Below are 25,944 nucleotides of genomic sequence, written 5' to 3' on the forward strand. Positions count from 1 at the left end.
TTTTCCACGTCACAGATTATCGATGAAGTTAAAAAAGTAAAACTACCGGACTACAGAGGTTTTAGCGATAGCAATCAGGTTGCGAAAAAAATGGATAAAGTCGAGCTTAAAAGCCAGTGAAATTGTAACCAACTCCTAACAACAAGCCTACATCAGTTTTATCAAAAAATCCGGCATTCACAGCGGCCGTTGCCGTGAATTGAGGAGTTAGAGGTACATCAATGCCACCAGTTACTAAAAAGGCAAATTGCGAATCATCACCGGTTTTGTAAGCTCCACCAACTCCGATGTAAGGTGCAATAGCTAACGGTTCGCTAAAAGCATCTGCTGATTTGAAAGAAAAATCGTAGGTGATCGGAAGTAGAATTGTGGTGTTGTCCCCAAATACGGCTGAGGGTCGCACCGATATAGAATTTGTCAGTCCGATTTTGCTGACTACCGCGAAGTTACCGTCGGCCAAAGACGAGTCAGCACCACCACTCAAACCAATGTTAGCAGCAACGCCAATATAGCTGCTGCCACCACGATGGGTAGTTCTACCTAAATCAATATCCGATTGCGCCACTTTGGGAGCAGATGGTTGAGCAGTAGTTTGAGAAGTTGGTTGGACAAACTCAGAAGTGAGCGTCGCAGATGAGGTTGCCACTGTGCCTGGAATCGGTGTAGGCGTTACACTGGCGTTTTCCTGTATTGCAGCGTTGGGGGGCTGCTGTACCTTAGCTAAATTTGTGACTGTAAATGTTTCAGTTGTTTCTGTAGAGAGATTTTGGCTTGCAGTATCTAGTTTTGTACTAAAGTAGTTGGGAGACGCCACGGTTGCGGAAGGGTCGGTTAATGGCTGACTGCCCACCTTATCAACTGTCTGGGCAATTGCAGATAAGCCGCTACTCAGGACTGTAAGAGCAGCTATACTTGGCAACCAAAAAACACCTTTACGAAGAAAAATAGTATTCACATTCACTCCTAAAACAATATTGCCACGAAAAATAAAGGGTTTTGTTGATTTAAGTCAACAAATTCGGGCAATACTCAAAATTTAACATCAAAAAATCGGTTTTTACATCCTGACTTTGCTGGATTTATCTAGTTAATATTTCCCAGCAAAAAATTAAATACTATATCCTAAATATCCGGAATTTGACAAATGACAAAAATTATCTTGGCTTTAAGCAAACAGTCTATTTGTTAAGGAGGTCATCAGGATTGCAAAAACTTTTAACAAAAAACTTAGTTTATATCAACACCAAACTTTTTTAGTCCAGTTTTGCGTAGAAGCGTAGCTTTTTTAACGCAGGGGAACAGATTAACATTAACATTGCATCGGGATGCATTAGCATTGCAAGGGGACACATTCACAATGTGGCCGACGCATTAACATTGCATTGGAATGCATTGGCATTGCAGGGAGACGCATTCACAATGCGGCCGATGCATTGGCATTACATCGGGATACATTGGCATTGCAACATATTGCCAAATTTAGTTCGCTATGAATTAATGAAATGCTGTACTTAGTCTTTGTGCCAACTGTTCAGCACATTGGCTTGAATCTAGGATGGTGCGTTAGCCTACGGCATAAGACACTCTTGCATTACTAGGTTTTTAGGACTTGTGTATACACCATAGTACAAGCGAAGGGGGAGAATTCCAAGCTGCGACGACTACAGGAGAAGGGTTTCCCATAGGGTATGGTTGGTCTATTCATGCCATGCTGTACTAGGAGTTGTGTTTTGTAAAAGAAATTGATTGTGAAGTGATATTACGAAGCTTGCAAAAATATTTAGAAATTGTCTAGAAGGTAAACATGGTTCTAACGTAGAACCTATTAGGAGAGACTTGAGGCAAATGTGATGAGCGGAAATAATACTCAAAAGTATCGGTTTGTCTGTACCCTGACTTTCGGTGATATCTACGGTCAAATAATTGTTTGGTTGATTACAATTACCCTAAGTTTGGCATCAGCCTTGGCGCTGATGGGTGCCAAGCGACCCGTGTACGCTTTAGCAACAGCGGGTCTTGTCGTTCTGCTTTCGCTACCTTTCTTGTTGTTTGCGTTTGTCACTACCTTGTTAAATCATATTGAAGTCACTCCTGTAGGACCGGGAACCAAAATGGAACCCATACCAGGTAATGTGTCTCAGCAACAACCTGTACAAGCAACTAGCTAAAGAGAGACGCGATTAATCGCGTCTGTACAGGAGTTAGGAGTAGAGACGCGATTAATCGCGTCTCTACTTCATCTGTCCCATAACCCTTCATTTTTAACTTTTGACTCTTAATTTCAAAATTTGTAATAACATCCCTGTCTATAGGCAGGGAATTTTTTTGGAGAGACGCCACTGTTGCAACGCACGGGAGCCTCCCAAATATGCAAGTTTACTTTCTTTCATATGGTATTTTGACTTAGACAGGAGAATGAAATAATTAACTGCAAAGGAAAGGCAGCACAGTTTTCTCCCTTGGGGTTAGCCTCTGGCAATGTGAGAAGGTGAGCCACAGCGCCCTTGGTGGTTCCAAGAGTTGTAGCAAGTGGCATGAGACACTTTAACGCATAGCGCTGGCTCCCCATGAGCGAGTGCCGTCACAAAGAACACAAAGGAAAGAGGTTTATAAAGGGTTTTTGTGGCAATCCTGTGTATTTTGGCAAAATTGGGATACTCCCTAATGCACTGCCTGATTAATCACGTCTCTACAATAGAACAGCAGTGGTTTGCAGTCGGGGGCTAATTATGCTGGAACATGATGTGATTATTGTCGGGGGTGGATTGGCGGGATGTCGCGCTGCTGTGGAAATTGCCCGCACTGACCCTAGTTTAAATATTGCTGTGGTTGCTAAAACCCACCCAATTCGTTCCCACTCGGTCGCGGCTCAAGGTGGTATGGCTGCATCGCTGAAAAATGTTGATTCAGAAGATAGTTGGCAAGCACATGCCTTTGATACTGTCAAGGGTTCTGATTACTTGGCAGACCAAGACGCTGTAGCAATTCTCGCCCAGGAAGCGCCAGATGTGGTGATTGACTTGGAACACATGGGCGTTTTGTTCTCTCGCTTATCTGATGGGCGCATTGCCCAACGGGCTTTTGGCGGACATTCCCACAACCGCACTTGCTACGCTGCGGACAAGACCGGTCATGCGATTTTGCACGAATTGGTTAATAACCTGCGGCGTTATGGCGTACAAGTTTATGAAGAATGGTACGTGATGCGTCTCATTTTGTTAGAAAATGAGGCCAAGGGTGTGGTAATGTTCAATCTTTTGGATGGACATATCGAGGTGGTACGGGCTAAAGCGGTGATGTTTGCCACCGGAGGCTATGGCCGCGTTTATAACACGACCTCTAATGATTACGCTTCTTCGGGTGATGGTTTGGCAATGACTGCGATCGCAGGTTTGCCGCTCGAAGATATGGAATTTGTCCAATTTCATCCTACTGGTTTGTATCCGGTAGGGGTACTGATTTCGGAAGCGGTAAGGGGAGAAGGGGCGTATCTGATTAATAGTGAAGGCGATCGCTTTATGGCGAACTACGCACCCAGTCGCATGGAATTGGCTCCTCGTGATATTACCTCACGAGCGATCGCTTATGAAATTCGCGCTGGTCGTGGTATTCATCTCGATGGTAGCGCTGGCGGCCCTTTTGTCTATCTGGATCTACGGCACATGGGCAAAAAAAAAATTATGAGTCGTGTCCCCTTCTGTTGGGAAGAAGCACACCGTTTGGTAGGTGTTGACGCGGTAACTCAACCTATGCCAGTCCGCCCGACAATTCACTATTGTATGGGTGGTATCCCAGTTAATACTGATGGGCAAGTCCGCAGCAGTGGTGATGGTCTAGTTGATGCTTTCTTTGCTGCTGGCGAAACATCTTGTGTTTCCGTACATGGTGCTAATCGGTTGGGGAGTAATTCCCTGCTGGAATGTGTCGTTTATGGCAAGAGAACTGGGGCTGCGATCGCCCAATTTGTGCAAAAACGGAAGTTGCCCTCTGTGGATGAGCAACGCTATGTAACGGAAGCCCAGCAACAAATTCAAGCTTTGCTAGAACAACCAGGGCAGTACCGCATTAACCATGTCCGTCAAGCCTTCCAGGATTGTATGACTCAGTACTGCGGTGTTTTCCGCACTGAGGCATTAATGAGTCAAGGGTTACACAAATTAGAAGAAATACAACAGCAATTTCCGCAAATTTATTTAGATGATAAAGGCAGTTGCTGGAATACCGAACTCGTGGAAGCCTTGGAATTGCGAAGTTTGATGGTAGTGGGACAGACGATTTTGGCATCAGCCCTGAATCGCCAAGAAAGTCGTGGCGCTCATTTCCGCGAAGATTATTCCCAGCGAGATGATGCTAATTTCCTCAAACACACAATGGCTTACTATTCACCAGCGGGAATTGATATACAGTATCGGCCCGTGGCGATTACTATGTTTGAGCCAAAAGAGCGGAAGTATTAGTCAAAGATAAATTCATTTGGAAAATCGAGGTGACTATAAAAATTTAGTCTACCTCGATTAAGAATATGAATATAAATGATTAAGCTATCAATCAGAACTTAATTGTTTCTGAATCACAGCTATTATCTTTTCTTCCCAAGCTGGATCGTTTAATTTTATTGCAGCATCATGAGGACGAGATTTTCGTCTATCCATGTAAGCATAAAAGGCATCCTTGTCATCTCTGTGGGTGAGAAGGATGCCTTTTAGCTCTTGGTCACTCATTACTGCATAGTTTACCTGATTCATGGTTCTATACTACCATCTGGTGTAATTTATAGCTCTATTTCTTCATTTTGTCCAGCTAATATAAATATATTGAGCGTTCGTTCATCTAATCGCACGATGTGAATTGGCTGAAACATCACATTTGTAAGTTCATGGCAAAGTCTATATAAGCATTGTAGCTGTCCTGCTGTTGGTTGTAGTTCGTCAGCCGTTGGTTCTTTTATCATAAATTTTTTTCTTTAAAAATCTATATGTTACAAACATACTATTAATATAAAACTATCCAATGATGCTATCATAGTTGTGACCCTCACATCCTATTTAGCTATTTAGCATTCCAAATGAGCTTACCTTTCTCGCCGGGATATACTGCTCCCTCTTTGTTGCGCCACTCGAAGTATATTTCAATTGGCATTTTCAAATTCTTCATTAAATGCAAAGTGTTGCGCCAAGCAAGATTTGAATCTACGCCTTGCACCGAAATGTTTACCTCTGGCAAATAGTGAAAACCAAAATTAATTTTTTCACCCTTAACAACATGAGCAAGGGTTAGCTTGATGAGATCCTCTATAGAAAGTCCTTGTCGAATAGCAAGTTCGTGTGCTTGATCAACGATTTTGTTCCAGTTTGGTTGATGAATTTCCTCACCACCCATCACGGCTCGAAGCACTCTGGTATGGTGCAAATTGTTTACAGTATCAGGTTCAAGAACTCTATAATTTTCGATTTCAGAAACTAGCTGAGGCTGGTGACGTGCCTCATATTCATTCAATAACTTCTCAATAACAGTGATAGGTGTATCCTCGAAAGGGACAGCGATGGCTTGGAGCCTCTTGTAAATGGGATCAGGTATTCTGATAACTGTCATCATCTATGCTTGTATATTCACTCTATTTATATAAATGTAACATATTTATATATAAAAAGTAGTAGCCACATAACCTCATGCCAACACAGAAACAATCAGATACAGCGATATTTCTTTGCCAGTTACTTTCTAATCTGTATCAGTCCATCCAGGTTTTCCGCTACGACCAAAAGTTAAAAACGCTTTATATTCAAGCTGGTTTGAACGATGAGATTGCAGTCATAATTGATCAAAATGGGAATTGGAAATTTGTTCTATGATGCAGAACCTCAACCAGATGACCAATACTGAATTAAAACGGTATATTTCAGAACATAGGAATGAGGAAGAAGCGTTTCGGGCTGCATTACAAGTTTTGATGAGTCGTAGTGACTCTGCTACACAACAACCTTATCCTTTCGATCTTGACAATCCTGAAACTGAGGTAGAAGCTCTTTTAAGAGAGAAACTCAATCGAAGTGAATGATTGCCTCTCGCCTATAGTTCAAATTGGGGCTTAGATAAATAGGCTAGGTGAAACCTTGAAAACCGTAGTTTTTTGGAATTAAGGTAAAGCTCAGAACTCAAGCCACAACAGAATAATATGCTCTCACTAAAAACTTCTCCTTTTCAAAATGGATGGGGTTTAAGCAGTTGCGTAGGATTGGCAATAACTATTTCCAGAAGAAATTATGCAAGAGTCTGTGATTTATCAAGATATCCTTCAAAGAGGAAGACAGGAAGCGCTAGCACTGATAAAATGCGAACAATTGCCGAAATTAATGAGAAAATCAGCCGCCAACGTGCGGTAGTGTTGACAACTGAAGAATTAAAAGCACGAGTTGTAGAAATCGGTGTTACTAAAGCTGCTAAAGAAGTTGATGTAATTACCACTGGCACGTTTGAGCCGATGGAATCAAGTGGTGCAATTATCAATCTCGGACACACTGACCCCCCGATAAAAATTCGCCGTTGCTGGTTAGATGGCGTGCCAGCATACTCTGGTTTTGGGGCAGTAGATTTATATTTGGGTGCGAGTTGTGCTGTGGAAACGATGGACGGGGAAGAAGTCCGAGAACGCGGCGGCGGTCATGTAATCGAAGATTTAATCGCTGGTAAACCCATACACGTCAAAGCGCAGGGACAAGTAACAGATTGTTACCCTAGAGCAACTTTTGAAACTACAGTTACTAGAGACACGATTAATCAGTTTTATTTATTCAATCCGCGCAATCTTTATCAAAATTTTATTGTTGGGGTAAATGGTGGCGATCGCCCTCTCTTCACCTATCTCGGCCCTTTACAACCGCGTCTGGGGAATGCCGTTTACTCCAACCCCGGTGCTATTTCCCCGTTATTCAACGACCCCGATTTGCAACTCGTTGGTATAGGTACAAGAATTTTTTTAGGCGGCGGTGTTGGCTATGTCGCTTGGGAAGGCACTCAGCACTTCCCCTTACAAAAACGTTTAGCTAATCGGACACCGATTGGACCTTCCGCCACTTTAGCTTTAATTGGTGATGCCAAGCAAATGGATGCTCATTGGGTGCGGGGTTGTTATTTCAAAAGTTATGGCCCTTCTTTGATGTTAGGCGTTGGTGTACCACTGCCTGTATTAAATGAACAAGTAGTTGAACACTGTGCCGTGCAAAATAAAGACTTAGTAGCCCCAATAGTGGACTTTTCGATTCCCCGGCGCGTCCGTCCCACCTTTGGTTTGGTGAGTTACGCTCAACTCAAGTCTGGGAGTATCACCATTGAGGGCAAAGCAGTACGCGTTGCCCCTTTAGCGAGTTTGTTTTTTTCTAGGCAAGTCGCCCTAGAGCTGAAAAAGTGGATCGAAGCAGGTACGTTTACCCTCACAGAACCAGTTTCCCCAATTCCGATGGAGCGATCTTTTCTACCCCAAGACCGTCGAACGGATTTTTGATATTGGGGACTGGGGAGTAAGAATTTTAGATTTTAGATTTTAGATTTTTGATTAAAGAATTGAAATTTAATCTAAAATCATCAATCCAAAATCTAAAATTGAATTGCCCCATGCTCCTAAGCCCTACTCTTGATTTGGTTTTGGTCGCTTGATGGGCTTAGGAGCGGGCGTTTTTGGTATAGGTTTTGACACTACAGAGGAGTCGCCGCCTGCGCCTGTTTTCTTGATGGGACGAGGGGTTTCGCCACTGCGTTTGGGGGGGAATGGTTTTCTACCACCAGCAGCACCACCACCAGCACGAGGACCACCTTTGAATGGTGGTTTGCGTTTTTTGGGCAAGTCAGCGATCGCCTCAGCTTTTTCTACTATCAAAACGTCAGCTTCCCGCTTGGCTTGGAAGTCCCAGAACTTTCCTACTGCTTTGGTGGTCAGCACACCCCTCAATTTCAACTTAAAATATTTGGGTTTGTCATTTGGTTTGCGTGCAGCCTGCCTAATTTTGACTACTAAGCTCTTAGCGTCAAAAGACTGGTATACTACCTCACCACGAACAGAAAAACCACCATCTGCAACTTCTGATGAGGGTATTAGGGCAGTTGTACTTAATTCAGAGTTTTCGGATAAGCCATGATCAGGGGTCTGTACCTCTTGCAACTCTAAGTCTGACTCGTCCTCATCTGTTGAGTTTTTAGCCAGATTTTCTGGCTCCCAAACTCCGACGATTTGGATGTGCAAGGTATCATTTTCTTGTCTTGTACGTGGATATACCACCCACAAATGTTCTTTTTCTAAGTCTAGGTGATTCTTAACTAAGCTCATAATCCGGCCTAGGAGGACGGCATTGAGTTCTACACCATCTTTGGTCAGCAGCGTACCTTGAGTAAATTGTTCGCTGCTAGCATGATAGCGACCCCGGACTAACCCGATCGCTCGATACTGCATCGGTTCGCTGGGAGGCGGAATCGGTTGCTGTCGATTGGCAAACCCATCATTTGAGTCAGTCTCGCTGGGTTTGACAGGCGAATTTTCAGATTTAGAGGAGTGGGCTGCTATGTGAATATTAGCGGCTGCCTCTACGTTAGTTGGGCCCTGGTTAGAGGCAGAAGAATTGGAGGATTCAGGCAACGGCATCAGGTCGGAATTCATAAAAACTCCTTGCGGCACAGACACATCCCATTGTGGGATTTTACAAACGCAGCTGGAAAGAGCATTTGTGCGACTAATGAAAATATATTTGCTTTTCACAAAGTCACACTAGGGTACTCTATACAATACTAAAGGCGCTAAATTTAGTGTATAAACACTAAATGTGTAATTTAGCGCCTTTACACTAGTTTCGGAAGCATATCATAGCTACAATTCTGACGGCTCCTCCTAAAGTCATCACTTACTTTAGCAGTGTAGATAGTTAATTGTTATAAAATTCACAGGCAATTGGCGGTATTCCGCAAAGTTTTGGAAATTTTTAACTTTACGATTTGTGTAAATGATAATGTCATTAAAATTTAGGAGAAAGACAAAACTGTGTCTCAACCGCGCAATCGTTGGATAGTTCAAGTCGTCTTGGCGCTGGCAATTCTTGCTTTTGTGGGTGTTTCGGTGATTCCCATAATTGGAGCATTTAATAATACGCCACCCTCAAGCCAGAATGCAGCTAGCAGCAGAGGCACTTTGCCCTCCGCTGACCAAAAATCAAAACTGGAAGACGAAGTCCGGGGTTATGAACAGGTTTTGCAAAGGGAACCAGAAAATCAGACTGCGCTTAAGGGGTTATTGCAGGCGCGGCTACAACTACTGAGTCAAAAAGAAAAAAGTGAGGTTAAACCAGCTGATATCCAAGTTGTCATTGAACCTTTAGAAAAGCTAGCCAAGCTGAATCCCGAACAGTCAGAATATTCAGTGCTACTGGCTCAAGCCAAACAGCAAATTGGCGATCGCGAAGGAGCCGCTCAAGCTTATCGCTCGGTTTTGTCCACGAAACCAGGCGATTTGAAGGCTTTGCAAGGAATGGTAGCTCTGTTGATCAGTCAGCAACGCCCAGAAGCGGCTATTGGTTTGCTGCAAGAAACCCTCTCTAACGCAGCCCAAGCAAATACAATTCAGTCTGGAAGTGTAGATACAGTAGCCGTACAAGTACTGTTAGGTTCTGTTCACGCTTCCCAGAAACGCTACGCTCAAGCTAGCTCTGTATATGACCAAGCAATTAAGAAAGATCCCAAGGATTTTCGCCCCGTTGTGGCAAAAGCGATGCTCCTAAAACAACAGGGCAAAGACGCAGATGCAAAACTTTTGTTTAATAGTGCCGCAGCTTTAGCACCTGCTCAGTACAAAGATGAAATTAAAAACGCCGCAACGGCTTCCCCTATCCCAAATCCTGCTGCATCTCCCGCACCATCATTGGAGAGTACTCCCAAGTAATGGGCAATTCAATTTTGGATAATGGAATTGATGATAGCGCAGCGTAAAGCCTGCGGCATGGCTTCGCTTAGAGCGAGTCCGCGTTCGCGCAGCGTCTCGTAAGAGAGCGTCTTTTAGATTAAATTTCAATTACTTTAATCCAAAATCGTTCGACTGAGCGACTTGCCTTGAGCGTACTCCTACGGGGAAGCAAGCTACGCGTAGCGTCTCTAAGAGTTGCCGAAAGGAGCCGAATTCTAAAATCTAAAATTCTTACTCCCCAGTCCCCTTGTCCCCCTCATCCCCTCACGCTCCTTCAATGGCAGCAACAACACCAAAGACCAAAAACAGGCATCCGCCAATCAGGGTGAGTTGACGCTCAGAAATGCGTCCGGCAATCATTTTTCCGCCGATAACTGCGATCACAGCACAAATGGCATGTCCTAAAATTGCACCTATTGTCACTCCAATTGGATTATTTCCGGCTGCTAGGGCAATGGTGGCAATTTGGGTGCGATCGCCCCACTCTGCCATAAATGTCAATATAAAGGCTTCTATTACAATTGCCAAGGAAGTCTTTTGCTTTGGTCGCTGCAAGTCTGCTTTTTTCACCGCAGCTTCGGCCTCTTGTACAACTTCTGTATCACAAGCCGCTGCGGACATCTTACTAGCGTCGTATAACAGTTTGATACCAAAGGCAATAAACAAAGCTATTTCGGCGTAATGAATATAATTTTTTGGTAACAAAGATACCACTTGTCCAAATAGCACCGAAAGGATTGTCATCGCGGCTAAAGCAGCTGTTACACCTGTAAATACTAGTCGCCGCGAGTGGTGCATTGCCAAAATCACAGCAATAAAAAATGTTTTATCGCCTAATTCTGAAACTGTAATTAGTAATAAAGCTGCGGTAAAAGCTGTTAACACTCTCTCAAGCTCCTGAAGAATCGTTTACCGATGTGAAGCTTGATGAGAACCAAAAGACCTCACCAAGTTTACACTTTTCGGTGTGAACTTAGTGAAGGTCTCGCTTTCAAATATTTATTACTTGCCACCTGAACCAGGCTCATCGCCAGTATGTTGATTCAGATGTACTGGCTTTAAAGTTTTTTTGCCAGCAGCTACTCCCCTTCTATGCAATTTTAATTATACATCTGTTACAGATAGAAGTCAAGATTAGGGAATGGAGAGTAAAGCGGCACAATACAGCCCGATTCAGTGCTTACTGAGGTAAAAACTCATCATCTTTTTATTCCTGTTAGCACTAATACCAACTTTTTTCAAAATTGTATTGACTGTATAGCGTAATTTAAATAAAACTATCAATAAAGTCAGAGGTGACCTAGAATCACCTCAACCATTCGTTACCTACACGCATAGTAATGCCAAGTCCTATGCCATCATGCAAGTCCAACCAACTTGGCGCTTAGTTGCCACATGCGATCGCCTTTGTCGTCATCGCGGGCTTGAGGAGAAACCTTTTGAACAAAGGACTTCCCATCTTCCTTCTGGCGATTTCCCCAACTCCAATAAGCACCAGATTGATTGTACTCAGGATCGGCAACCACCGCCGCAACCCTTTCTCCCGCCAACTCCTGAGACACATATCCCCCAGTGATGTACTTCTGGAATAATGGGAAGATTTTCTGAAACAGGGGATAGTGGTTTCGGAATAGCGGCGTTTCTGCAACACATCCCGGATAGAGCGAATTGAAGACGATACCAGTTGACTCGTGATAGCGCTGATGCAGTTCCCGCATAGTCAGCACGTTGCAAACCTTGCTGTCCTTGTAAGCTTTGACTGGTTCAAATTTCTTGCCGTCAATCATCGAGATTGGCTCTTTAAATCCTTCTGCAAAGCCTTGCAAATCGCCCAAGTCTGGACGCGGCGGAATTTTCCCACCCAGTTCGTCAGGATTGTGGGTGACAGTTCCTAAAATTACCAGCCTTGGCTCTGAAGATGATGACTTCTTCAGATCCTCTAGCATTAGGTTGCACAAAAGGAAATGTCCGAGGTGATTTGTAGCAACACTTAATTCAAATCCTTCTGGGCTTCGCAGTGGCTCCTTTAACAAAGGCATATAAATTGCGGCGTTGCATACCAAAGCGTCCAGGGAGTTGCCGCTTGCTCGGAAGTTCTTCACAAATTGGCGAACACTATCCATTGAGCCAAGGTCGATATGCATGATAGTGTAGCTGCCCTGGTAGGGGATTCCCACAGATTGGGCTGCAAGTTGAGCTTTCGCTATATCCCTACAGGCCATCACTACGTACCATCCCCTTTGAGCAAGAGCCTTGGCAGCGGACAAACCGACCCCTGAAGAGGCACCTGTGATTACAACTGTTGACTTCCTATCCTGTACCATTCTATTCAGACTCTGTTAATCACCTTTTACTATCTTCAGGATTTTACATCACTGAGTTACCACCTCTGATTGTTCGAGGTGTTGCGTTTGTTGAGATCCCGGCTGAAATCGCCACAGTTCGGCCAATGCGTGTACTGAAAGACACATTTGCCGATGGAGTGCATCTTCGCAACGACCTGTTCTCCTACCAGAGAGAAGTTGAGGATGAAGGCGAGAACAAACTTTACTTTTTTTAGCTTTCCCTGATTGTTTCCTGAGTCCTTTTAATGGATTTTTAATTAGAAGCACTAGGGAGCAGGTTGGCTGTCCCTCTGCTTCATAGAAGGAAGCCGCGTTCATACCATTTGAGTGGTTTCTACACTTTCGCTGCTTAACTATCGGAAGTATGACGAAATACATGCAAAATTACCCACATTGTAAAGTTTTATAACAGAGATTCTCAAAACCCTTTATTTTCTGAGATTTCAACGTTCAGCTTCAGTATTATCTTCAGACTAAAACATTCCCAAAAAAACTGTTTATGGGCAAGTTTGATGAACTGACAAGGGAGAAAAGTCGATTCTACGATACTGAATTTGAAAATCTTTTGTATCATTTTTGGGCAAGTTAGTAAATCGAGAAAGTGTTTAATGTAATTCTTCTTTACAATGTGTACTATTTTGCACTTACTTCGTCACGCCTCCTATCCTGTGTGGGTTTGAAAAATTGCTACGTCAAAATCAAAAAAGCCGTTATTTACAATACCCCATTAGTTAAAATCGGTCTATTAGTTTTTGGAACTCAAAGTCATAGTTTGGCAACCCGGAACAACGTTGAACAATGCTCGATATATCATTAAATGAATATCAGGAGATGGTGGCTTTGGAATCACTTACTTAGCTACAGATACACGCAATTACAATAAAGATGTTGCTATTAAAACTTTGAAAGATGAGTTTAAAAATAGTCCTGATTTTCTGAAATTACAAGACAATTTTCAGAAAGAGGCAGAACGGCTAAAGGGGTGTACTCACCCTCATATTGTAAAAATATATGATTTGTTTTTAGAAGAAAATTTATGGTCTATCATCTCTTTAGGAATCATTCGGAGAAATTTAAAATTATGCATGGTCATGGAATATGTCTCCGGAGAAGATTTAGACAGTGTTATAAGTAGGCGAGGTACTTTGCCAGAAGCTGAAGCATTAAAATATATTCAGCAAGTTGGTAATGCATTAAAAACTGTTCATGAACAAGGCTTGCTACATAGAGATATCAAACCGAAGAATATAATGTTACGAGAAGATAAATCTGCTATTTTGATTGATTTTGGAATTGCTCATGAATTTATACATGACAGAACATTGACACATACAGTGATGTTTACTCCATTCTATGCACCACCTGAGCAGCTTAATCCAAAAGCAAAACGAGGCACTTATACAGATATTTATGCTTTAGCAGCAACACTATACGTTTTGTTGATAGGCGGAGTACCTAAAGATTGGACTTATGGTGGTAAGTTAGAACCTCCGAAATATTTTAACTCTAATATTAGTGATAGAGTAAATCAAGCAGTCGTAAAAGGTCTGAAATGCAAACCAGAAGACCGACCTCAATCGGTGCAAGAATGGTTGCAAATGCTGGTTCCTAAACTCCAAGTGAAACCAACAGACGTGAATCCCTAGGTATGTTTGCAAGTATATTTTGTTTTTTGGCTAGCTACAAGCTCGGTGTATACGAGTTTACTTTTAATTAGTAACAATGTACTACCGTTTTTTGGTGCTGACACTGTAAGGGAAGGTTATTCTACTCTAGTTTACTTGGCTTTTATATGTGCAGTCTTTTCACCTTCTTCTAACATTAAGAATAATTTTATAAGATCACCAATAATTTTCGGTTTTTTCGGAATAATCGAAGGATTAGTAACTTCTATCTCCAACAATTTTAATGATATTTGGTTTCTAACTTTGAGGCATACAATTTCAACTTGTTTTGAAGGTCTTATTGTATTAGGAGTATCGTTTGCAATTTCAGGCAGTGCCAAAACAGGTTTGCAAATACATTTCAACGGATTTATGATATTTATCATTGTGATGGGAGTTTCTCTGTTAGGTATAGTATCTAGTTGGATAATCCATGTTTGGAGTTAAAGCTATATCTGAGGGAATTATCCGGAATCGATCCTAAATATTGCTGCATCAGTAACCCTGATTCGCTAGTAAGACATAATTGTTAAGTCGTCTTATTATTGCGGTAACGTCTTACTCAGAACTGGGTGATTGCCCTTCCCTAATTTCATAATGAGTATTTTAACTGGTTGACAAAAGTGCAATTATCTTAACCTCTCACGGATGGCATCAACCTACGTAGAGACGCGAAATTCGCGTCTAAAATTTTCACTGATAATTCCTAACTGACGACAGTTGAAAGATAAATAAGGGTATAAACAAGTTGTTAAGTTGCTTATACCCTCAGATAAACATGTTAGATGTTTTGTAGTAACGTATTAGTCTAAGTTAGTGCCGGAGCAACTACTGCCGAAAGTGACTCGTTTGCTGCTTGCTTCAACAATTCGGCTTTATCGGTCTGTTCCCAAGGCAAGTCTAAATCAGCCCGCCCAAAGTGACCGTAAGCCGCGACGTCCTGATAAAAACGTCCGCCTCGTTCACTTGGTAAGTTGCGTAAGTTGAAGGTATGGATAATTCCTGCTGGACGCAGTTCAAAGTGTTGGTTGATTAATTCCAGTAAGGTTTCTTCATCTACTTTGCCAGTGCCAAAGGTATCCACCAGAATGCTTGTTGGTCGTGCTACGCCAATAGCATAGGATAGCTGGATTTCAACTTTGTCTGCTAACCCAGCGGCAACAATATTTTTCGCCACATAGCGAGCCGCATAGGCAGCAGAGCGGTCTACCTTGGTGGGGTCTTTACCGGAAAAAGCGCCGCCACCATGCCGTGAATAACCACCGTAGGTGTCAACGATTATTTTCCGTCCTGTCAAACCAGAGTCTCCCTGAGGGCCACCAACGACAAATTTGCCAGTGGGGTTAACTAAAAAACGTGTTTCCTGATTAGGCTTAATGTCAATGTCGCCAAAAACAGGTTCGACCACTGCTGACCAGAGGTCTTGTTTAATCTTGGCTTGTACCGCCGCCTCATCTGTAATTTCCCCAATAGTGGCTGTATGCTGGGTGGAAATCAGGATAGTATCAATGCCTACAGGGCGCCCGTCTTCGTAAGCCACAGTTACTTGGGTTTTGCCGTCAGGACGCAGGTATGGTAGTTCACCCGTTTTCCGGACTGCTGCTAATCGGCGAGCAATGCGGTGGGCAAGACTGATGGGTAAGGGCATCAGTTCTGGTGTTTCGTTGCTGGCAAAACCGAACATTATACCTTGATCGCCCGCGCCAATTTTGTCGAATTGTTCATCACTATCTTGCTGGCGGGTTTCTTGGGCGGTGTTAACGCCTTGGGCAATGTCAGGTGATTGTTCGTCTAAAGCTACCAGAACGCTGGTGCTGTTAGCAGAAAAGCCATTATCGGCATTGGTATAGCCAATCTCGGCAATTTTTTTGCGGGCAAGATTGACGAAATTTACATTGGCTTTGGTGGTTATTTCACCAGTGATTAGCACCAAACCAGTATTAACTACTACTTCAGCAGCGACACGGCTGCTGGGGTCTTGTGTCAGTAGTGCATCCAGAATGGTATCAGAAATCTGATCGCAGATTTTATCGGGATGACCTTCGGTGACTGACTCGGAAGTAAATAGATATCGACGAGACAAAGGAAATTCCTCCTTTATTGAGTTTTTTTCGCTGACTAAATGTGGGTATTTAGTTCAACTATCTAATTTATGAAATCATAACAATATTTATACTTCAGTAGTTAGTATCTTCTGAATATTGATAAAAACCACTAGCTATAAAGTAAGTATCTGTAAATAAGATAAATTTATGCTAATTATTTTGTGGATAAAATGTATTTAATAACACAAAAAAACGGGGACACCCAGAAGCGCCCCCACAAACTTTGACACAAACACTGCTGCTTTTAAACCTGAACCGCTAACTTTGCTTCCTTAGCTGTCAACCGCTCATAGGCAGCACGCATTTTCAAACCTGTAAGTACTTGGAAGAAACCAGTACCATTATTGGAACCTGGATACTCACGATGCTGGAGTAACAAATGAGTCAATTCACCCTGATATTTTGTGGATGTATTGCTGAGATGGGTTTCGATATAAATTACTTCTTCCAAGTTGTCAAATTGACCATCCACCTCTAGTACTGAGACATAGCGGCCGTAGTAAACATCTGAACCATAGTACAGTTGCATACCAGGGTAGGAACAGGTCAGCTTGCGTCCACAGGGAGTCCAATTAATTGTTGACCCTTCATCAAACAGGTAGGTTGGATCAAAGCCTTCCTTACCTTCCCGCTGGAGCATACGTACCCTTAAGACTCTGCGCTCGGTGTCGTTTTTGATCAAGTTCGTGGGTAATACCTGAAGAACTACATCGGCAAATTCTCTTTGTGGTTCGATAAACTTATCAAAGTCAGGTTTGCGAGAATTGATTTGCGCTAACACATCTTCGTAACGATGACCACGTTCAGCCATATCTCGCTGAATTTTCCAGGCAATTTTGACTTCATCGCTAATGTCAAAATAAACACTAAAGTCGATTAGCGATCGCACCCGCTCATCATATAAAGGATGCAGTCCTTCAACAACTATAATGCGATTCGGCTCGATCCGCTCTGGCGGATCAAGCAAGCCGGTTTCATGGTTGTAAATCGGCTTATCAATCCCTTGACCATTTTTGAGCGCTTTAATTTGCTCATACATCAGGTCAAAATTGTTCGCCCTGGGGTCTAGTGCAGTTATCCCAGTTTCTTTACGCTGTTTGCGATCCAGGGAGTGATAGTCATCCAAGCAGATGACTGTCATTAAATCTTCACCAAACAAATCTATCAAACGACGCAAAAACGTAGATTTCCCACACCCAGAGTCTCCGGCTACTCCAATCAGTACCACGCGTTCCGACTTACTTGTCATAAATTTCCTCTAAAATACTAAAGTTGTGTCAATAATTTTTCACACAGCAGATTCTGAAGCCAGGAGTTTACCCTTTTGGTTTATCCTGCGTTCTTGCTACCTAGCACATCTATAAGACACCAAGCGGGTAGGCAACAAAGTAATTAAGTTGCTACTCGTCGGACTAGCCTGAATGTTGGTGCCGGTAAGTATTTAATCCTAGTGGTGTATTCGATTTTAACAGAAGGGGGTATTCCATACAAGATTGCTATCTAGAAGAATTAGCGTGGTTCATCAATCATTTTGTTAATTTAGCTGTTAATTTAAAAATGGGGATCAGCACCGCCCATCAGTGTTGTACCTCTGTCAAGCTGCTACTTGTGATATATAATCAAGTCTATAAGGTATAATTTATTATTGCCACGAATTTGTTGATCTTCTTAAATTGTAATTCCGGCTCGACAATGCCTAAGATATTCAAAGCAAAAATCTATCCAACGAATGAGCAAAAAAATTGCATTAGTCAAATTATTGGCTGTAAACTACCTACACTGACCAGACTTGGGGCAAAATCCCTTGTTAAAGGTAGGCAAACTGACGCCACAATGTACTAGTCATCTAATTGTTTATAGACAGGTGATGAATATAGCTAACAACATTCCGGGAAAGTAGTAGATTTAAACAAGTAAAACTAATCGGAAGAAAACCTTCCTCTCCTTGGCGTTCTCCGATTTAAACTCTTGGAGTAGGCAAGCACAACGGCAATTTTTGGAGGTAAACCGAGTGGTAACTTCCACCAATCAAAGCAGCCCTCCGACAATATCTGCCATTGGAAGTTACTCGTTAGGTAGTAAGGTAAAAAGCTATCTCCCTGATGGGGGTGGTAGTTAACGAAAAAAAGATTAAATTGACTCATTATTAACATTCTCCACAAGACTTATCCTTTACCTTAGAAGGTGAACAGGTGTGTTTTTTGCTATGCCTGCATGTCTTTGGTGAGTATACTTAGCAAGGCATTAATTTAATGATGCCGTTTTTCCTTCTTTCTCCAGTTTTGTGAAACGAAAATCCGCTAAACTAAAGCTGGCATGGGATGGGAATAGTTTTTTTTTGAAAAACGGTTAAGTAAATTATCGGAGTGGTAGAGCGAATGTACAATCAAGGTGCTGTTGAGGGTGCTGCCAACACAGAATTAGGTAGCCGCGTCTTCGTATATGAAGTAGTGGGTTTGCGTCAGAGGGAAGAAACTGATCAAACTAACTACCCAATTCGTAAAAGTGGCAGTGTGTTCATCAGAGTGCCTTACAACCGCATGAATCAAGAAATGCGACGTATCACTCGTCTAGGCGGCACAATTGTTAGCATCCAGCCCATAACTGCTCTAGAGCAAGTTAATGGTAAAGCCTCACTTGGGAATGCTAACAGCGAAGTCAGCGAGTTAGCTACAACTGGGGAAACTGCTAACAGTGAAGGGAATGGTAAAGCCACACCTGTAAATGCTGATAGTGAAGCTAAAGACTTAGCTAAACCACCAGCACAAGAACAGCTCAAGAACAAGGACAAGAAAGGCAACACCATGACTCAAGCGAAAGCCAAAAAAGACCAAGGTGACATTCCTGTCAACACTTACCGTCCCAATGCTCCATTTATTGGCAAGGTAATATCTAATGAACCGCTAGTCAAAGAAGGTGGGATTGGTATTGTTCAACACCTCAAATTTGACATTTCTGCCGGGGATTTGAAGTATATAGAAGGTCAAAGTATTGGGATTATTCCACCAGGATTAGACAAGAACGGCAAGCCGGAAAAACTTAGACTATATTCCATCGCCTCAACTCGTCATGGCGATGATGTCGATGATAAGACAGTCTCACTGTGCGTCCGTCAGTTGGAGTACAAGCACCCAGAAACTGGCGAAACAGTCTACGGTGTTTGCTCTACACACCTGTGTTTCCTGGAACCAGGGGCAGATGTAAAAATTACAGGGCCTGTGGGTAAGGAAATGTTGTTACCCAATGACCTTGATGCTAATGTGATCATGTTGGCAACCGGAACAGGTATTGCCCCGATGCGGGCTTATCTGTGGCGTCAGTTTAAAGATGCCGAAAGAGCTGCTAACCCAGAATACGAATTTAAAGGATTCTCTTGGTTAATATTTGGTGTGCCGACAACTCCAAACCTCTTATATAAGGAAGAACTGGAAGAAATTCAACAAAAATATCCTGATAACTTCCGCCTCACTGGTGCCATTAGCCGCGAACAGAAAAATCCCCAAGGCGGTAGAATGTACATCCAAGACCGCGTAGCGGAACATGCTGATGAATTGTGGCAGTTGATTAAAAATGAAAAAACTCAAACCTACATCTGCGGTTTGCGGGGTATGGAAGAAGGTATTGATGCAGCCTTAACTACTGCTGCTGCTAAGGAAGGCGTAACCTGGAGTGATTACCAGAAGGAACTCAAAAAAGCTCATCGCTGGCACGTAGAAACCTACTAAGTGCTGAGTTCCATTAGCGGATAGCTATGGTTTAGCCCGTTCTTAGTTACGAATGAGTAGGGTGGGCAATGCTCACCCTACAATTGTTTTGTTATGAATATTATAAATAGTTGAGGAAAGAGTTCTCGGTTCTGAGTGGTAAAGTACTAAATACTTCTAACTACTTGGTACTTAGCACTCAGCACTCAGTACTTAAAAAATAAATTGGGTGCAAAATTTGTGGGTGTGAAACTAGGAATACTGGGATTAGGCACCGTGGGAACGGGGACAGTGCAGTTGTTGCAAGATAAGGCTGGGCGTCACCCGTTGTTGCAAGAGATAGAAATCTATCGGGTGGGAGTCCGATCGCTAGATAAACCCCGGGCAGTAGAATTGTCTACGGAAGTTTTAACTATAGATATAGAAGCTATTGTCAACGATCCAGCGGTAGATATAGTTGTCGAGGTGATGGGCGGACTAGAACCGGCGCGATCGCTGATCCTCAAAGCCTTAAGTAATGGTAAGCACGTAGTCACCGCCAACAAAGCAGCGATCGCCCGCTTTGGAGCGGAAATTTTCACAACTGCCAATCAAGCTGGCGTATACGTCATGCTAGAAGCCGCTGTGGGTGGTGGTATTCCTGTGATTCAACCCCTAAAGCAGTCTTTAAGTGTTAACCGCATTCATACTGTAACAGGCATCGTTAACGGTACAACTAACTACATCCTGACGCGGATGCAAACAGAAGGCAGCAACTTCAACGATGTTTTGGCTGATGCCCAACGTCTGGGTTATGCTGAGGCTGACCCCACAGCTGATATCGATGGCTTAGACGCAGCAGATAAAATTGCTATCCTGGCATCATTAGGCTTTGGTGGACGCATCAACTTAGAAGATGTTTATACTGAGGGGATTCGGCAAGTCAGCAAAACAGATATTGCCTACGCCGAAAAATTGGGATTTGTGATTAAATTGTTAGCGATCGCCAAACGTAATCCTCCCTCATCCGCTCTCTCTGTCAGAGTTCATCCTACCTTAGTGCCTCAAGCCCACCCTTTGGCTAGCATCAACGGCGTTTACAATGCCATTCTTGTTGAAGGAGAACCCATCGGGCAAGTTATGTTTTTCGGCCCCGGTGCTGGTGCTGGTGCAACCGCCAGTGCTGTCACATCAGATATCTTAAATCTAGTTGCTGTCCTCAAAACCAATACAGCAGTACCAAATCCATTATTAGCTTGTGGGCATCAGGAATACTGCCAAATTGCGCCGATGGCAGAACTGATAACTCGGTTTTACGCCCGTTTTCTCACGAATGACCAACCTGGAGTTATCGGGAAATTGGGGACTTGCTTTGGTAATTACGGCGTTAGCTTAGAGTCAATTGTCCAAACTGGCTTTCAAGGGGAACTTGCAGAGATTGTGGTTGTTACCCATGATGTGCGAGAAGGCAACTTTCGGCAAGCTTTGGCAGAAATTCGGAATTTGTCAGCGATCGAAAGCATTCCCAGTTTACTACGTGTACTTTGAGATTATCGTTTAGCGATCGGTCTTGAACCAGAAGCCTAGCTCAAGAGCAAAGTCTTGGCAGCCTTAGCCTAATGGCAAGCTAAACTAAAAAACAACCCTTACTCCTGCAAAGGTAGTCTTATGACCTCTGCAACCGACCCATCCACCGCCCTCACTCCTTTCCCTGACCATACGCAGCTACCAGAGTCCGACGGCACATTTGTGAAAAATTGGCAAGAGCATCCCCAAAGCATCTTACTCACTGACTCGATTACACCTGTTCTCAAACAATTACATCCTGAAGGTCAATATTGTATAGGTCAGGACTTAGGTATTTACTGGCGCTTGACAGACCCCCTAGAAAAAGGCGCAGAAGCACCAGATTGGTTTTATGTAGGAAATGTACCGCCCTTACTCGATGGACAAACGCGGAGGTCTTATGTACTGTGGCGAGAATTTATTGCCCCCTTGATTGCCTTAGAATTTGTTTCTGGGGATGGTAGTGAAGAACGAGATAAAACCCCTTGGCAAGGCAAATTTTGGATTTATGAGCAAGTAATTCATCCGGCTTATTATGGCATTTATGAAGTGAATAAAGCCAGTGTAGAAGTTTATGAATTAATTGGTGGACAATATCAGTTATTAACAGCAAATGAGCGCGGACATTATCTGATTACACCCTTGGGTGTTGAGTTAGGTATTTGGCAAGGAGAATATCAAAATGCCCAATTGCCCTGGTTGCGTTGGTGGGATTTGCAGGGTAATTTGTTGTTGACTGGTGAGGAAAGAACTGAACAGGAATCTCAACGGGCTGAACAGGAAAAACAAAGAGCCGATCGCTTAACTGCCCAATTGCGATCGCTTGGTGTTGAACCAGAAGCGTAGATTTTGGATGAAGGGCTATGGCAAGAGTTACTGACACAAGATGCCAATCGCTTAAACAAGTTAGTCCGAGCTTTGCCGCTTAACATTTTCCGGTGGTCCCACATTTGCAATTTCATAGCCAGTGGGATAGCTGGGGATAGAAGAGTCAAGATGAAAACTAGGGTGATTCCGAGGTGGGAATAACCGGATTAATCTGGCTCGGATTTTTAGTAGACTTACCATAGCTGATCGCAGCAATGGCGAGGCATGGGGAAAACCAAAGGCATCGAGCATTGTCTCATCCAGTAAAGCGTAGATACCAGGTTTGATGAAAGAACGCATCCACGAAGGAAACCAACTCAAAAATAAATCGCGTGTAGCTTCCCCAACTCGACAATTTGTATCTGAATAGCGAAAGTTTTGGTGTTCGTAGGCAAGGTTATAGCGCTCCAATTCTTCGTAGGTTTCAGGGATATTCTGAATCTGCATTTGCTTACCTACTTCTCGCCAGAAGTAAAAAGCCGCTAATTTTTCTTGTTCGCACATCAGCCGCCAACCAAACCGCACATTCCAGCGGATGGGATCGAAAATGAAAGTTGAAAGTACATACAGGAAATCGTCGTTGTCAATCTTGAAGCGTCCGTGGATTGCATTCATGCGTTGCAGGGCTTGTTTGCCGCGATCGCTATCATAACCCCACTGAATCATCTCTCCAACAATTATTGACGTATCATCGTAGCGTTTTTGCGGACGATGGGTAAATTCTCCGGTCTGATTCAGCAATTTAGAAATACTAGGAACGCAATAAGTTCGCATCAAAGCAATTTCGAGCGATCGCGTCATATCCCAAGGAAACTCATAGCCATTCATCAAGTAATAAATCCGGCAATGATCTTGCACTGGGTCAAGTTGCTGAATTAGATGAAGATTTTTATAACGATTGAGAAGCATCTGAAATTTCTCTGTATTCAATTCAGTTATTTATTAACATCCAACAACCGCGAAGTTTGTAACCGATCCATCCACTTCTCTAAATAAACTCGATTACCTTTTTCCTCATTTGGATCTTTAGTATCCAAAGGATAAGGCATCAGTCCCAAAATCGTTGCTGTCGTCACGCAAAACATCGATTTTTGGAAACTTATGCAAATTTGTACCCGCAAATCATCTTCACCTCGGAGACTGCGACGATAAATTTCGTGTAAATACTCTGGAAGATAATGACGCATATCCTGCATCAACATGGTGGGAGGAATACCGGCACCGCCGATGGGCAAAGGATCGGCATACAATGCGCCATATTGAAATCGGGTTTGATCTGGGGGAATTTGAGATCCTTGGGCGTTGTATGAAACTGTACCGTGGAAAGGAGTTCCCCGGAAGAATACTGCTTCTACATAAGGTATTGCTGTATCTGCTAAGAAGGTCAAACCAACGCTTTTGGGAATGATTTCATAGACTTCATTCCGAATTTTGACGGCGTAGGTAATTGGGTTTGATGCATTTGCCACTAAGGCTGTTTTAATGTGGTCTACAACTTGGGGAATCGATTTGATTTCACCTTGGTCGTAGCGGTCTGATAATTTGAGGAACATATCAGCCATTACTCGCCAGAATTGACCTAAACCAGTGTAGTAAGCAGAGACGCGCAAGTATTCTGTTAAAAAATCTGGAAACAGTTGGTTAATAACCGAAACTAAGGGATTATTTTTAAATTTTGCGGCGATAACGGCTTGCGCTCTTTCTTTAAATTCTATTGTATCTAAATATGTATCTAGTCCGCCCCCACCGTGCCACATCATGCCTTTCATGCAATACTCGGCATATTCAAAATTAATCCGGTCATGCCACCAGTGACGGAATAATTTCTGAAAAGAAATCTCTCCATTAAAATATTTAAAAAATGGGAAAAAGACTAAAAACTGATGCTCGGCAATATAGTTAAGATTTTTTGAGTAGGCATCTAAAACTACGCCATAGCTTTTAAGAATACCAACAACTTCCAGCACATTCTCTGGGCTATCGGGGAGTAATGCTTGTCCTTTTTGCAGACGTTCAATATACTCAGCTAAGGGATTGTGAGTCGCTTTCTTTTTAATAGTTACCATTGCCATCTCTCCAAAAAGTATAAGGATTAGGGATTTGGTACTGGGGATTGGACATTGAAAAGAGGCAGAGGGGCAAGGGGCAGAGGGGAAAACTCTTTCTTCTCCCTTGCTCTCTGCTCCCTGCTCCCCTGCTTCTTCCCCAGTCCCTAATCCTCAGCCCTCATTGCTTTATCCAAGGACACTGTTGCTACTACGTTTTGGGTATTTACCATTGCTGTAATTGTTGGTTCAGTCCAGCGCACTAACCAACCAGGTTGAATGCCGAAAATCACAATCAGCACAGCTAAAATTGCAGCTGGGGCGCGATCGCTCCAATACACCCGTGGTAAGTTGATAACTTGTGCAGACAGGCGTCCAAAAAAGGCGCGGTTGAGAAGTATTAGAAAGTAAACCGCAGTTAAACCTGTACCAATCATGCATAGCAAGGTTTGCACTGGAAAAACTGGGAAACTCCCCCGAAAAACGATGAATTCAGAAATAAACCCGACCATTCCCGGTATACCAGCGCTGGCCATGACTCCCACAACAATCAAGCTACCAATTACGGGCATACCCCGTTCTGGGTTCAGTAGTCCTTGCAAGACTTCTAAATCCCGGCTTCCGGCTTTTTTATACACAACCCCTACCAATAAAAACAGCATGGCAGAAATCAAGCCGTGGCTAATCATCTGCATAACAGCACCCAACACGCTTAATGGTGTAGCCGCAGCCGCCGCTAAAAGTATGTAGCCCATGTGTCCAATAGAACTGTATGCTACCATTTTTTTCATATCGGTTTGGGCGATCGCGCAGGATGCACCATACAGTACACTCACTACTGCCCAAGTCGCTAACCAAGGAGCCACATAAGCCCAAGCTTCTGGTAACAAATTCATGCCAAATCGCAGTAAGCCGTAAGTTCCCAACTTCAACAACACCCCAGCCAACAGCACAGAAATTGGTGTGGAAGCTTCAACGTGAGCATCTGGCAACCAAGTATGGAAGGGTACTAGGGGAATTTTAATCCCGAAACCTACCAAAATCCCTGCTAGCAGCAAAAGCTGTGTTGCTAGAGGTAAAGTCGTAGTGTTCAAGGTTGCTAGTGCAAAGTTAGAGGAACCACTCAGCCAAACCATGCCGAGGAAACTTGCCAAAATCAAGATTCCAGAAACGGCGGTATAAATGAGAAATTTTGTTGCCGCATAACCCCGCTTGGCTCCACCCCAAATAGCTATCAACAGATATAGCGGGATTAGTTCCAATTCGTAAAACAGGAAAAATAGCAGTAAATCCTGTGCCAGAAAGGCTCCAGTCACCCCAGCGCTTAATAATAGGATCAAAGAGTAATAAAATTTAGGACGCTGTAAAGATTCATCGCTGCTATAGATGGCAATGCAAGTTAACAATCCATTCAAAACCAGCAACGGCAAAGATAAACCATCTATCCCAAGATTATAGTTCAAGCCTAAAACATCTACCCAAGGAAGAGACTCGGCAAACTGTTGAGTTATTTCCCCTGGATGGAACTGAATTGCTAGTACGATTGTCCACAAGAAAGCAATACTGGCAAAGACCAAAGCCACCCCACGGGCAAATTTCCCACTGATACCAGAGGGCGAGAAACCAATTAAACCTGCACCGATTAACGGCACTAGAATTAAAACACTAAGCATAGAATTCAGATAAGGGGAGCAGGGGAAAGGGGGAGCAGAGGAGAATAAGTAACTTT

At 43.1% G+C, this 25,944-nt stretch carries 25 protein-coding genes; 12 read left to right on the forward strand and 13 right to left on the reverse strand.

The features are described 5' to 3' along the window. Window positions 1–106 precede the first annotated feature (106 nt). Window positions 107–955, reverse strand: a complete 849-nt coding sequence (locus V7K49_RS16675; RefSeq protein ID WP_335206483.1) for a hypothetical protein — start codon at window positions 953–955, stop codon at window positions 107–109. An 895-nt stretch (window positions 956–1,850) separates the two neighbouring features. Between V7K49_RS16675 and V7K49_RS16680 the strand changes: the two genes are divergently transcribed. Both V7K49_RS16680 and V7K49_RS16685 read left to right on the forward strand, forming a co-directional pair. After that, window positions 1,851–2,168, forward strand: a complete 318-nt coding sequence (locus tag V7K49_RS16680; protein ID WP_273765957.1) for a hypothetical protein — start codon at window positions 1,851–1,853, stop codon at window positions 2,166–2,168. Window positions 2,169–2,729: 561 nt separating this feature from the next. Further along, a complete protein-coding gene (locus V7K49_RS16685; RefSeq protein ID WP_335206485.1) occupies window positions 2,730–4,457 on the forward strand; it encodes a succinate dehydrogenase/fumarate reductase flavoprotein subunit in 1,728 nt (575 codons plus the stop codon). Window positions 4,458–4,544: 87 nt separating this feature from the next. Here V7K49_RS16685 and V7K49_RS16690 read toward each other — a convergent pair whose 3' ends face one another. From V7K49_RS16690 to V7K49_RS16700, 3 genes are all read right to left on the reverse strand, one after another. Then, window positions 4,545–4,745, reverse strand: coding sequence for a DUF6887 family protein (locus V7K49_RS16690; RefSeq protein WP_335206486.1), 201 nt, complete (start codon window positions 4,743–4,745; stop codon window positions 4,545–4,547). A gap of 26 nt (window positions 4,746–4,771) precedes the next feature. Beyond that, on the reverse strand, window positions 4,772–4,951 hold the full coding sequence (locus V7K49_RS16695) for a DUF6888 family protein (protein ID WP_335206487.1): 180 nt from the start codon (window positions 4,949–4,951) through the stop codon (window positions 4,772–4,774). A 98-nt stretch (window positions 4,952–5,049) separates the two neighbouring features. Beyond that, complete coding sequence (locus tag V7K49_RS16700) at window positions 5,050–5,595, reverse strand: T4SS efffector SepA family protein (RefSeq protein WP_335206489.1); 546 nt, start codon at window positions 5,593–5,595, stop codon at window positions 5,050–5,052. A gap of 74 nt (window positions 5,596–5,669) precedes the next feature. Between V7K49_RS16700 and V7K49_RS16705 the strand changes: the two genes are divergently transcribed. The 3 genes from V7K49_RS16705 (at window position 5,670) to V7K49_RS16715 (ending at window position 7,501) form a co-directional block, all read left to right on the forward strand. Continuing rightward, entirely contained in the window at window positions 5,670–5,852 is a 183-nt protein-coding gene (locus V7K49_RS16705) for a DUF6888 family protein (protein WP_335206490.1), read from the forward strand. Then, window positions 5,849–6,058 (forward strand): DUF6887 family protein, encoded by a 210-nt coding sequence (locus V7K49_RS16710; RefSeq protein WP_335206491.1) that lies wholly within the window; start codon window positions 5,849–5,851, stop codon window positions 6,056–6,058. Before V7K49_RS16705 ends, V7K49_RS16710 begins: the two co-directional genes overlap by 4 nt. A 273-nt stretch (window positions 6,059–6,331) precedes the next feature. Continuing rightward, window positions 6,332–7,501, forward strand: a complete 1,170-nt coding sequence (locus V7K49_RS16715; RefSeq protein ID WP_273765949.1) for a homocysteine biosynthesis protein — start codon at window positions 6,332–6,334, stop codon at window positions 7,499–7,501. 123 nt (window positions 7,502–7,624) lie between these two features. Here V7K49_RS16715 and V7K49_RS16720 read toward each other — a convergent pair whose 3' ends face one another. Further along, window positions 7,625–8,647: a hypothetical protein gene (locus tag V7K49_RS16720; RefSeq protein ID WP_335206492.1), complete on the reverse strand. Its 1,023-nt coding sequence runs from the start codon at window positions 8,645–8,647 to the stop codon at window positions 7,625–7,627. Window positions 8,648–9,025: 378 nt separating this feature from the next. Here V7K49_RS16720 and V7K49_RS16725 point away from each other — a divergent pair, with 378 nt between their 5' ends. Beyond that, complete coding sequence (locus V7K49_RS16725; RefSeq protein WP_334868959.1) at window positions 9,026–9,919, forward strand: tetratricopeptide repeat protein; 894 nt, start codon at window positions 9,026–9,028, stop codon at window positions 9,917–9,919. Window positions 9,920–10,204: 285 nt separating this feature from the next. Here V7K49_RS16725 and V7K49_RS16730 read toward each other — a convergent pair whose 3' ends face one another. Both V7K49_RS16730 and V7K49_RS16735 read right to left on the reverse strand, forming a co-directional pair. After that, window positions 10,205–10,825: a TMEM165/GDT1 family protein gene (locus V7K49_RS16730; protein ID WP_334868957.1), complete on the reverse strand. Its 621-nt coding sequence runs from the start codon at window positions 10,823–10,825 to the stop codon at window positions 10,205–10,207. Between the two features lie 473 nt (window positions 10,826–11,298). Continuing rightward, on the reverse strand, window positions 11,299–12,264 hold the full coding sequence (locus tag V7K49_RS16735) for a protochlorophyllide reductase (RefSeq protein ID WP_335206494.1): 966 nt from the start codon (window positions 12,262–12,264) through the stop codon (window positions 11,299–11,301). Here V7K49_RS16735 and V7K49_RS16740 point away from each other — a divergent pair. Then, window positions 12,243–12,500: a terpene synthase family protein gene (locus V7K49_RS16740; protein WP_334868953.1), complete on the forward strand. Its 258-nt coding sequence runs from the start codon at window positions 12,243–12,245 to the stop codon at window positions 12,498–12,500. The two genes, V7K49_RS16735 and V7K49_RS16740, sit on opposite strands and share 22 nt — an antisense overlap. Before the next feature lie 606 nt (window positions 12,501–13,106). After that, the gene (locus tag V7K49_RS16745; protein ID WP_335206570.1) at window positions 13,107–13,931 is read left to right on the forward strand and encodes a serine/threonine protein kinase; all 825 of its coding nucleotides are present in this window, start codon (window positions 13,107–13,109) and stop codon (window positions 13,929–13,931) included. Window positions 13,932–14,062: 131 nt separating this feature from the next. On the opposite strand, the gene V7K49_RS16750 is transcribed toward V7K49_RS16745, so the two are convergent. The 3 genes from V7K49_RS16750 to V7K49_RS16760 all read right to left on the reverse strand — a co-directional run bounded on the left by V7K49_RS16750 (window position 14,063) and on the right by V7K49_RS16760 (window position 17,303). Continuing rightward, complete coding sequence (locus V7K49_RS16750; protein WP_335206496.1) at window positions 14,063–14,290, reverse strand: hypothetical protein; 228 nt, start codon at window positions 14,288–14,290, stop codon at window positions 14,063–14,065. Between the two features lie 467 nt (window positions 14,291–14,757). Beyond that, window positions 14,758–16,032, reverse strand: coding sequence for a methionine adenosyltransferase (gene metK, locus V7K49_RS16755; RefSeq protein WP_334868951.1), 1,275 nt, complete (start codon window positions 16,030–16,032; stop codon window positions 14,758–14,760). Between the two features lie 266 nt (window positions 16,033–16,298). Continuing rightward, window positions 16,299–17,303 carry a phosphoribulokinase gene (locus tag V7K49_RS16760; RefSeq protein WP_334868949.1) on the reverse strand — a complete coding sequence of 335 codons (1,005 nt, stop codon included), beginning with the start codon at window positions 17,301–17,303 and terminating at the stop codon, window positions 16,299–16,301. Window positions 17,304–17,746: 443 nt separating this feature from the next. Here V7K49_RS16760 and V7K49_RS34690 point away from each other — a divergent pair, with 443 nt between their 5' ends. From V7K49_RS34690 to V7K49_RS16775, 4 genes are all read left to right on the forward strand, one after another. Then, window positions 17,747–17,896, forward strand: a complete 150-nt coding sequence (locus tag V7K49_RS34690; protein ID WP_442948672.1) for a helix-turn-helix domain-containing protein — start codon at window positions 17,747–17,749, stop codon at window positions 17,894–17,896. 536 nt (window positions 17,897–18,432) lie between these two features. Then, on the forward strand, window positions 18,433–19,779 hold the full coding sequence (petH, locus tag V7K49_RS16765) for a ferredoxin--NADP reductase (protein WP_334868981.1): 1,347 nt from the start codon (window positions 18,433–18,435) through the stop codon (window positions 19,777–19,779). A 219-nt stretch (window positions 19,780–19,998) separates the two neighbouring features. After that, a complete protein-coding gene (locus V7K49_RS16770) occupies window positions 19,999–21,285 on the forward strand; it encodes a homoserine dehydrogenase (RefSeq protein ID WP_335206571.1) in 1,287 nt (428 codons plus the stop codon). Window positions 21,286–21,405: 120 nt separating this feature from the next. Continuing rightward, complete coding sequence (locus V7K49_RS16775) at window positions 21,406–22,149, forward strand: Uma2 family endonuclease (protein ID WP_335206498.1); 744 nt, start codon at window positions 21,406–21,408, stop codon at window positions 22,147–22,149. A gap of 60 nt (window positions 22,150–22,209) precedes the next feature. Here V7K49_RS16775 and V7K49_RS16780 read toward each other — a convergent pair whose 3' ends face one another. The 3 genes from V7K49_RS16780 to V7K49_RS16790 form a co-directional block, all read right to left on the reverse strand. Next, a complete protein-coding gene (locus V7K49_RS16780; protein ID WP_335206500.1) occupies window positions 22,210–23,079 on the reverse strand; it encodes an oxygenase MpaB family protein in 870 nt (289 codons plus the stop codon). 26 nt (window positions 23,080–23,105) lie between these two features. Beyond that, entirely contained in the window at window positions 23,106–24,236 is a 1,131-nt protein-coding gene (locus tag V7K49_RS16785) for a CO2 hydration protein (protein ID WP_334868929.1), read from the reverse strand. Between the two features lie 146 nt (window positions 24,237–24,382). Then, a complete protein-coding gene (locus V7K49_RS16790; protein WP_335206501.1) occupies window positions 24,383–25,888 on the reverse strand; it encodes an NADH-quinone oxidoreductase subunit M in 1,506 nt (501 codons plus the stop codon). Between the last annotated feature and the right edge of the window lie 56 nt (window positions 25,889–25,944).

This window comes from Nostoc sp. (assembly GCF_036919675.1).
GTDB lineage: Bacteria > Cyanobacteriota > Cyanobacteriia > Cyanobacteriales > Nostocaceae > Nostoc.

Bases quoted from the DNA above. Each gene is read 5' to 3' on its own strand.
- V7K49_RS16785 (WP_334868929.1), bottom strand. From the start codon at position 24,236: ATGGTAACTATTAAAAAGAAAGCGACTCACAATCCCTTAGCTGAGTAT.
- V7K49_RS16720 (WP_335206492.1), bottom strand. From the start codon at position 8,647: ATGAATTCCGACCTGATGCCGTTGCCTGAATCCTCCAATTCTTCTGCC.
- V7K49_RS16780 (WP_335206500.1), bottom strand. From the start codon at position 23,079: ATGCTTCTCAATCGTTATAAAAATCTTCATCTAATTCAGCAACTTGAC.
- V7K49_RS16690 (WP_335206486.1), bottom strand. From the start codon at position 4,745: ATGAATCAGGTAAACTATGCAGTAATGAGTGACCAAGAGCTAAAAGGC.
- V7K49_RS16705 (WP_335206490.1), top strand. From the start codon at position 5,670: ATGCCAACACAGAAACAATCAGATACAGCGATATTTCTTTGCCAGTTA.
- V7K49_RS16710 (WP_335206491.1), top strand. From the start codon at position 5,849: ATGATGCAGAACCTCAACCAGATGACCAATACTGAATTAAAACGGTAT.
- V7K49_RS16715 (WP_273765949.1), top strand. From the start codon at position 6,332: ATGCGAACAATTGCCGAAATTAATGAGAAAATCAGCCGCCAACGTGCG.
- V7K49_RS16760 (WP_334868949.1), bottom strand. From the start codon at position 17,303: ATGACAAGTAAGTCGGAACGCGTGGTACTGATTGGAGTAGCCGGAGAC.
- petH (WP_334868981.1), top strand. From the start codon at position 18,433: ATGTACAATCAAGGTGCTGTTGAGGGTGCTGCCAACACAGAATTAGGT.
- V7K49_RS16775 (WP_335206498.1), top strand. From the start codon at position 21,406: ATGACCTCTGCAACCGACCCATCCACCGCCCTCACTCCTTTCCCTGAC.
- V7K49_RS16680 (WP_273765957.1), top strand. From the start codon at position 1,851: ATGAGCGGAAATAATACTCAAAAGTATCGGTTTGTCTGTACCCTGACT.
- V7K49_RS16790 (WP_335206501.1), bottom strand. From the start codon at position 25,888: ATGCTTAGTGTTTTAATTCTAGTGCCGTTAATCGGTGCAGGTTTAATT.
- V7K49_RS16685 (WP_335206485.1), top strand. From the start codon at position 2,730: ATGCTGGAACATGATGTGATTATTGTCGGGGGTGGATTGGCGGGATGT.
- V7K49_RS16695 (WP_335206487.1), bottom strand. From the start codon at position 4,951: ATGATAAAAGAACCAACGGCTGACGAACTACAACCAACAGCAGGACAG.
- V7K49_RS16700 (WP_335206489.1), bottom strand. From the start codon at position 5,595: ATGATGACAGTTATCAGAATACCTGATCCCATTTACAAGAGGCTCCAA.
- V7K49_RS16735 (WP_335206494.1), bottom strand. From the start codon at position 12,264: ATGGTACAGGATAGGAAGTCAACAGTTGTAATCACAGGTGCCTCTTCA.
- V7K49_RS34690 (WP_442948672.1), top strand. From the start codon at position 17,747: ATGCCTAAGATATTCAAAGCAAAAATCTATCCAACGAATGAGCAAAAA.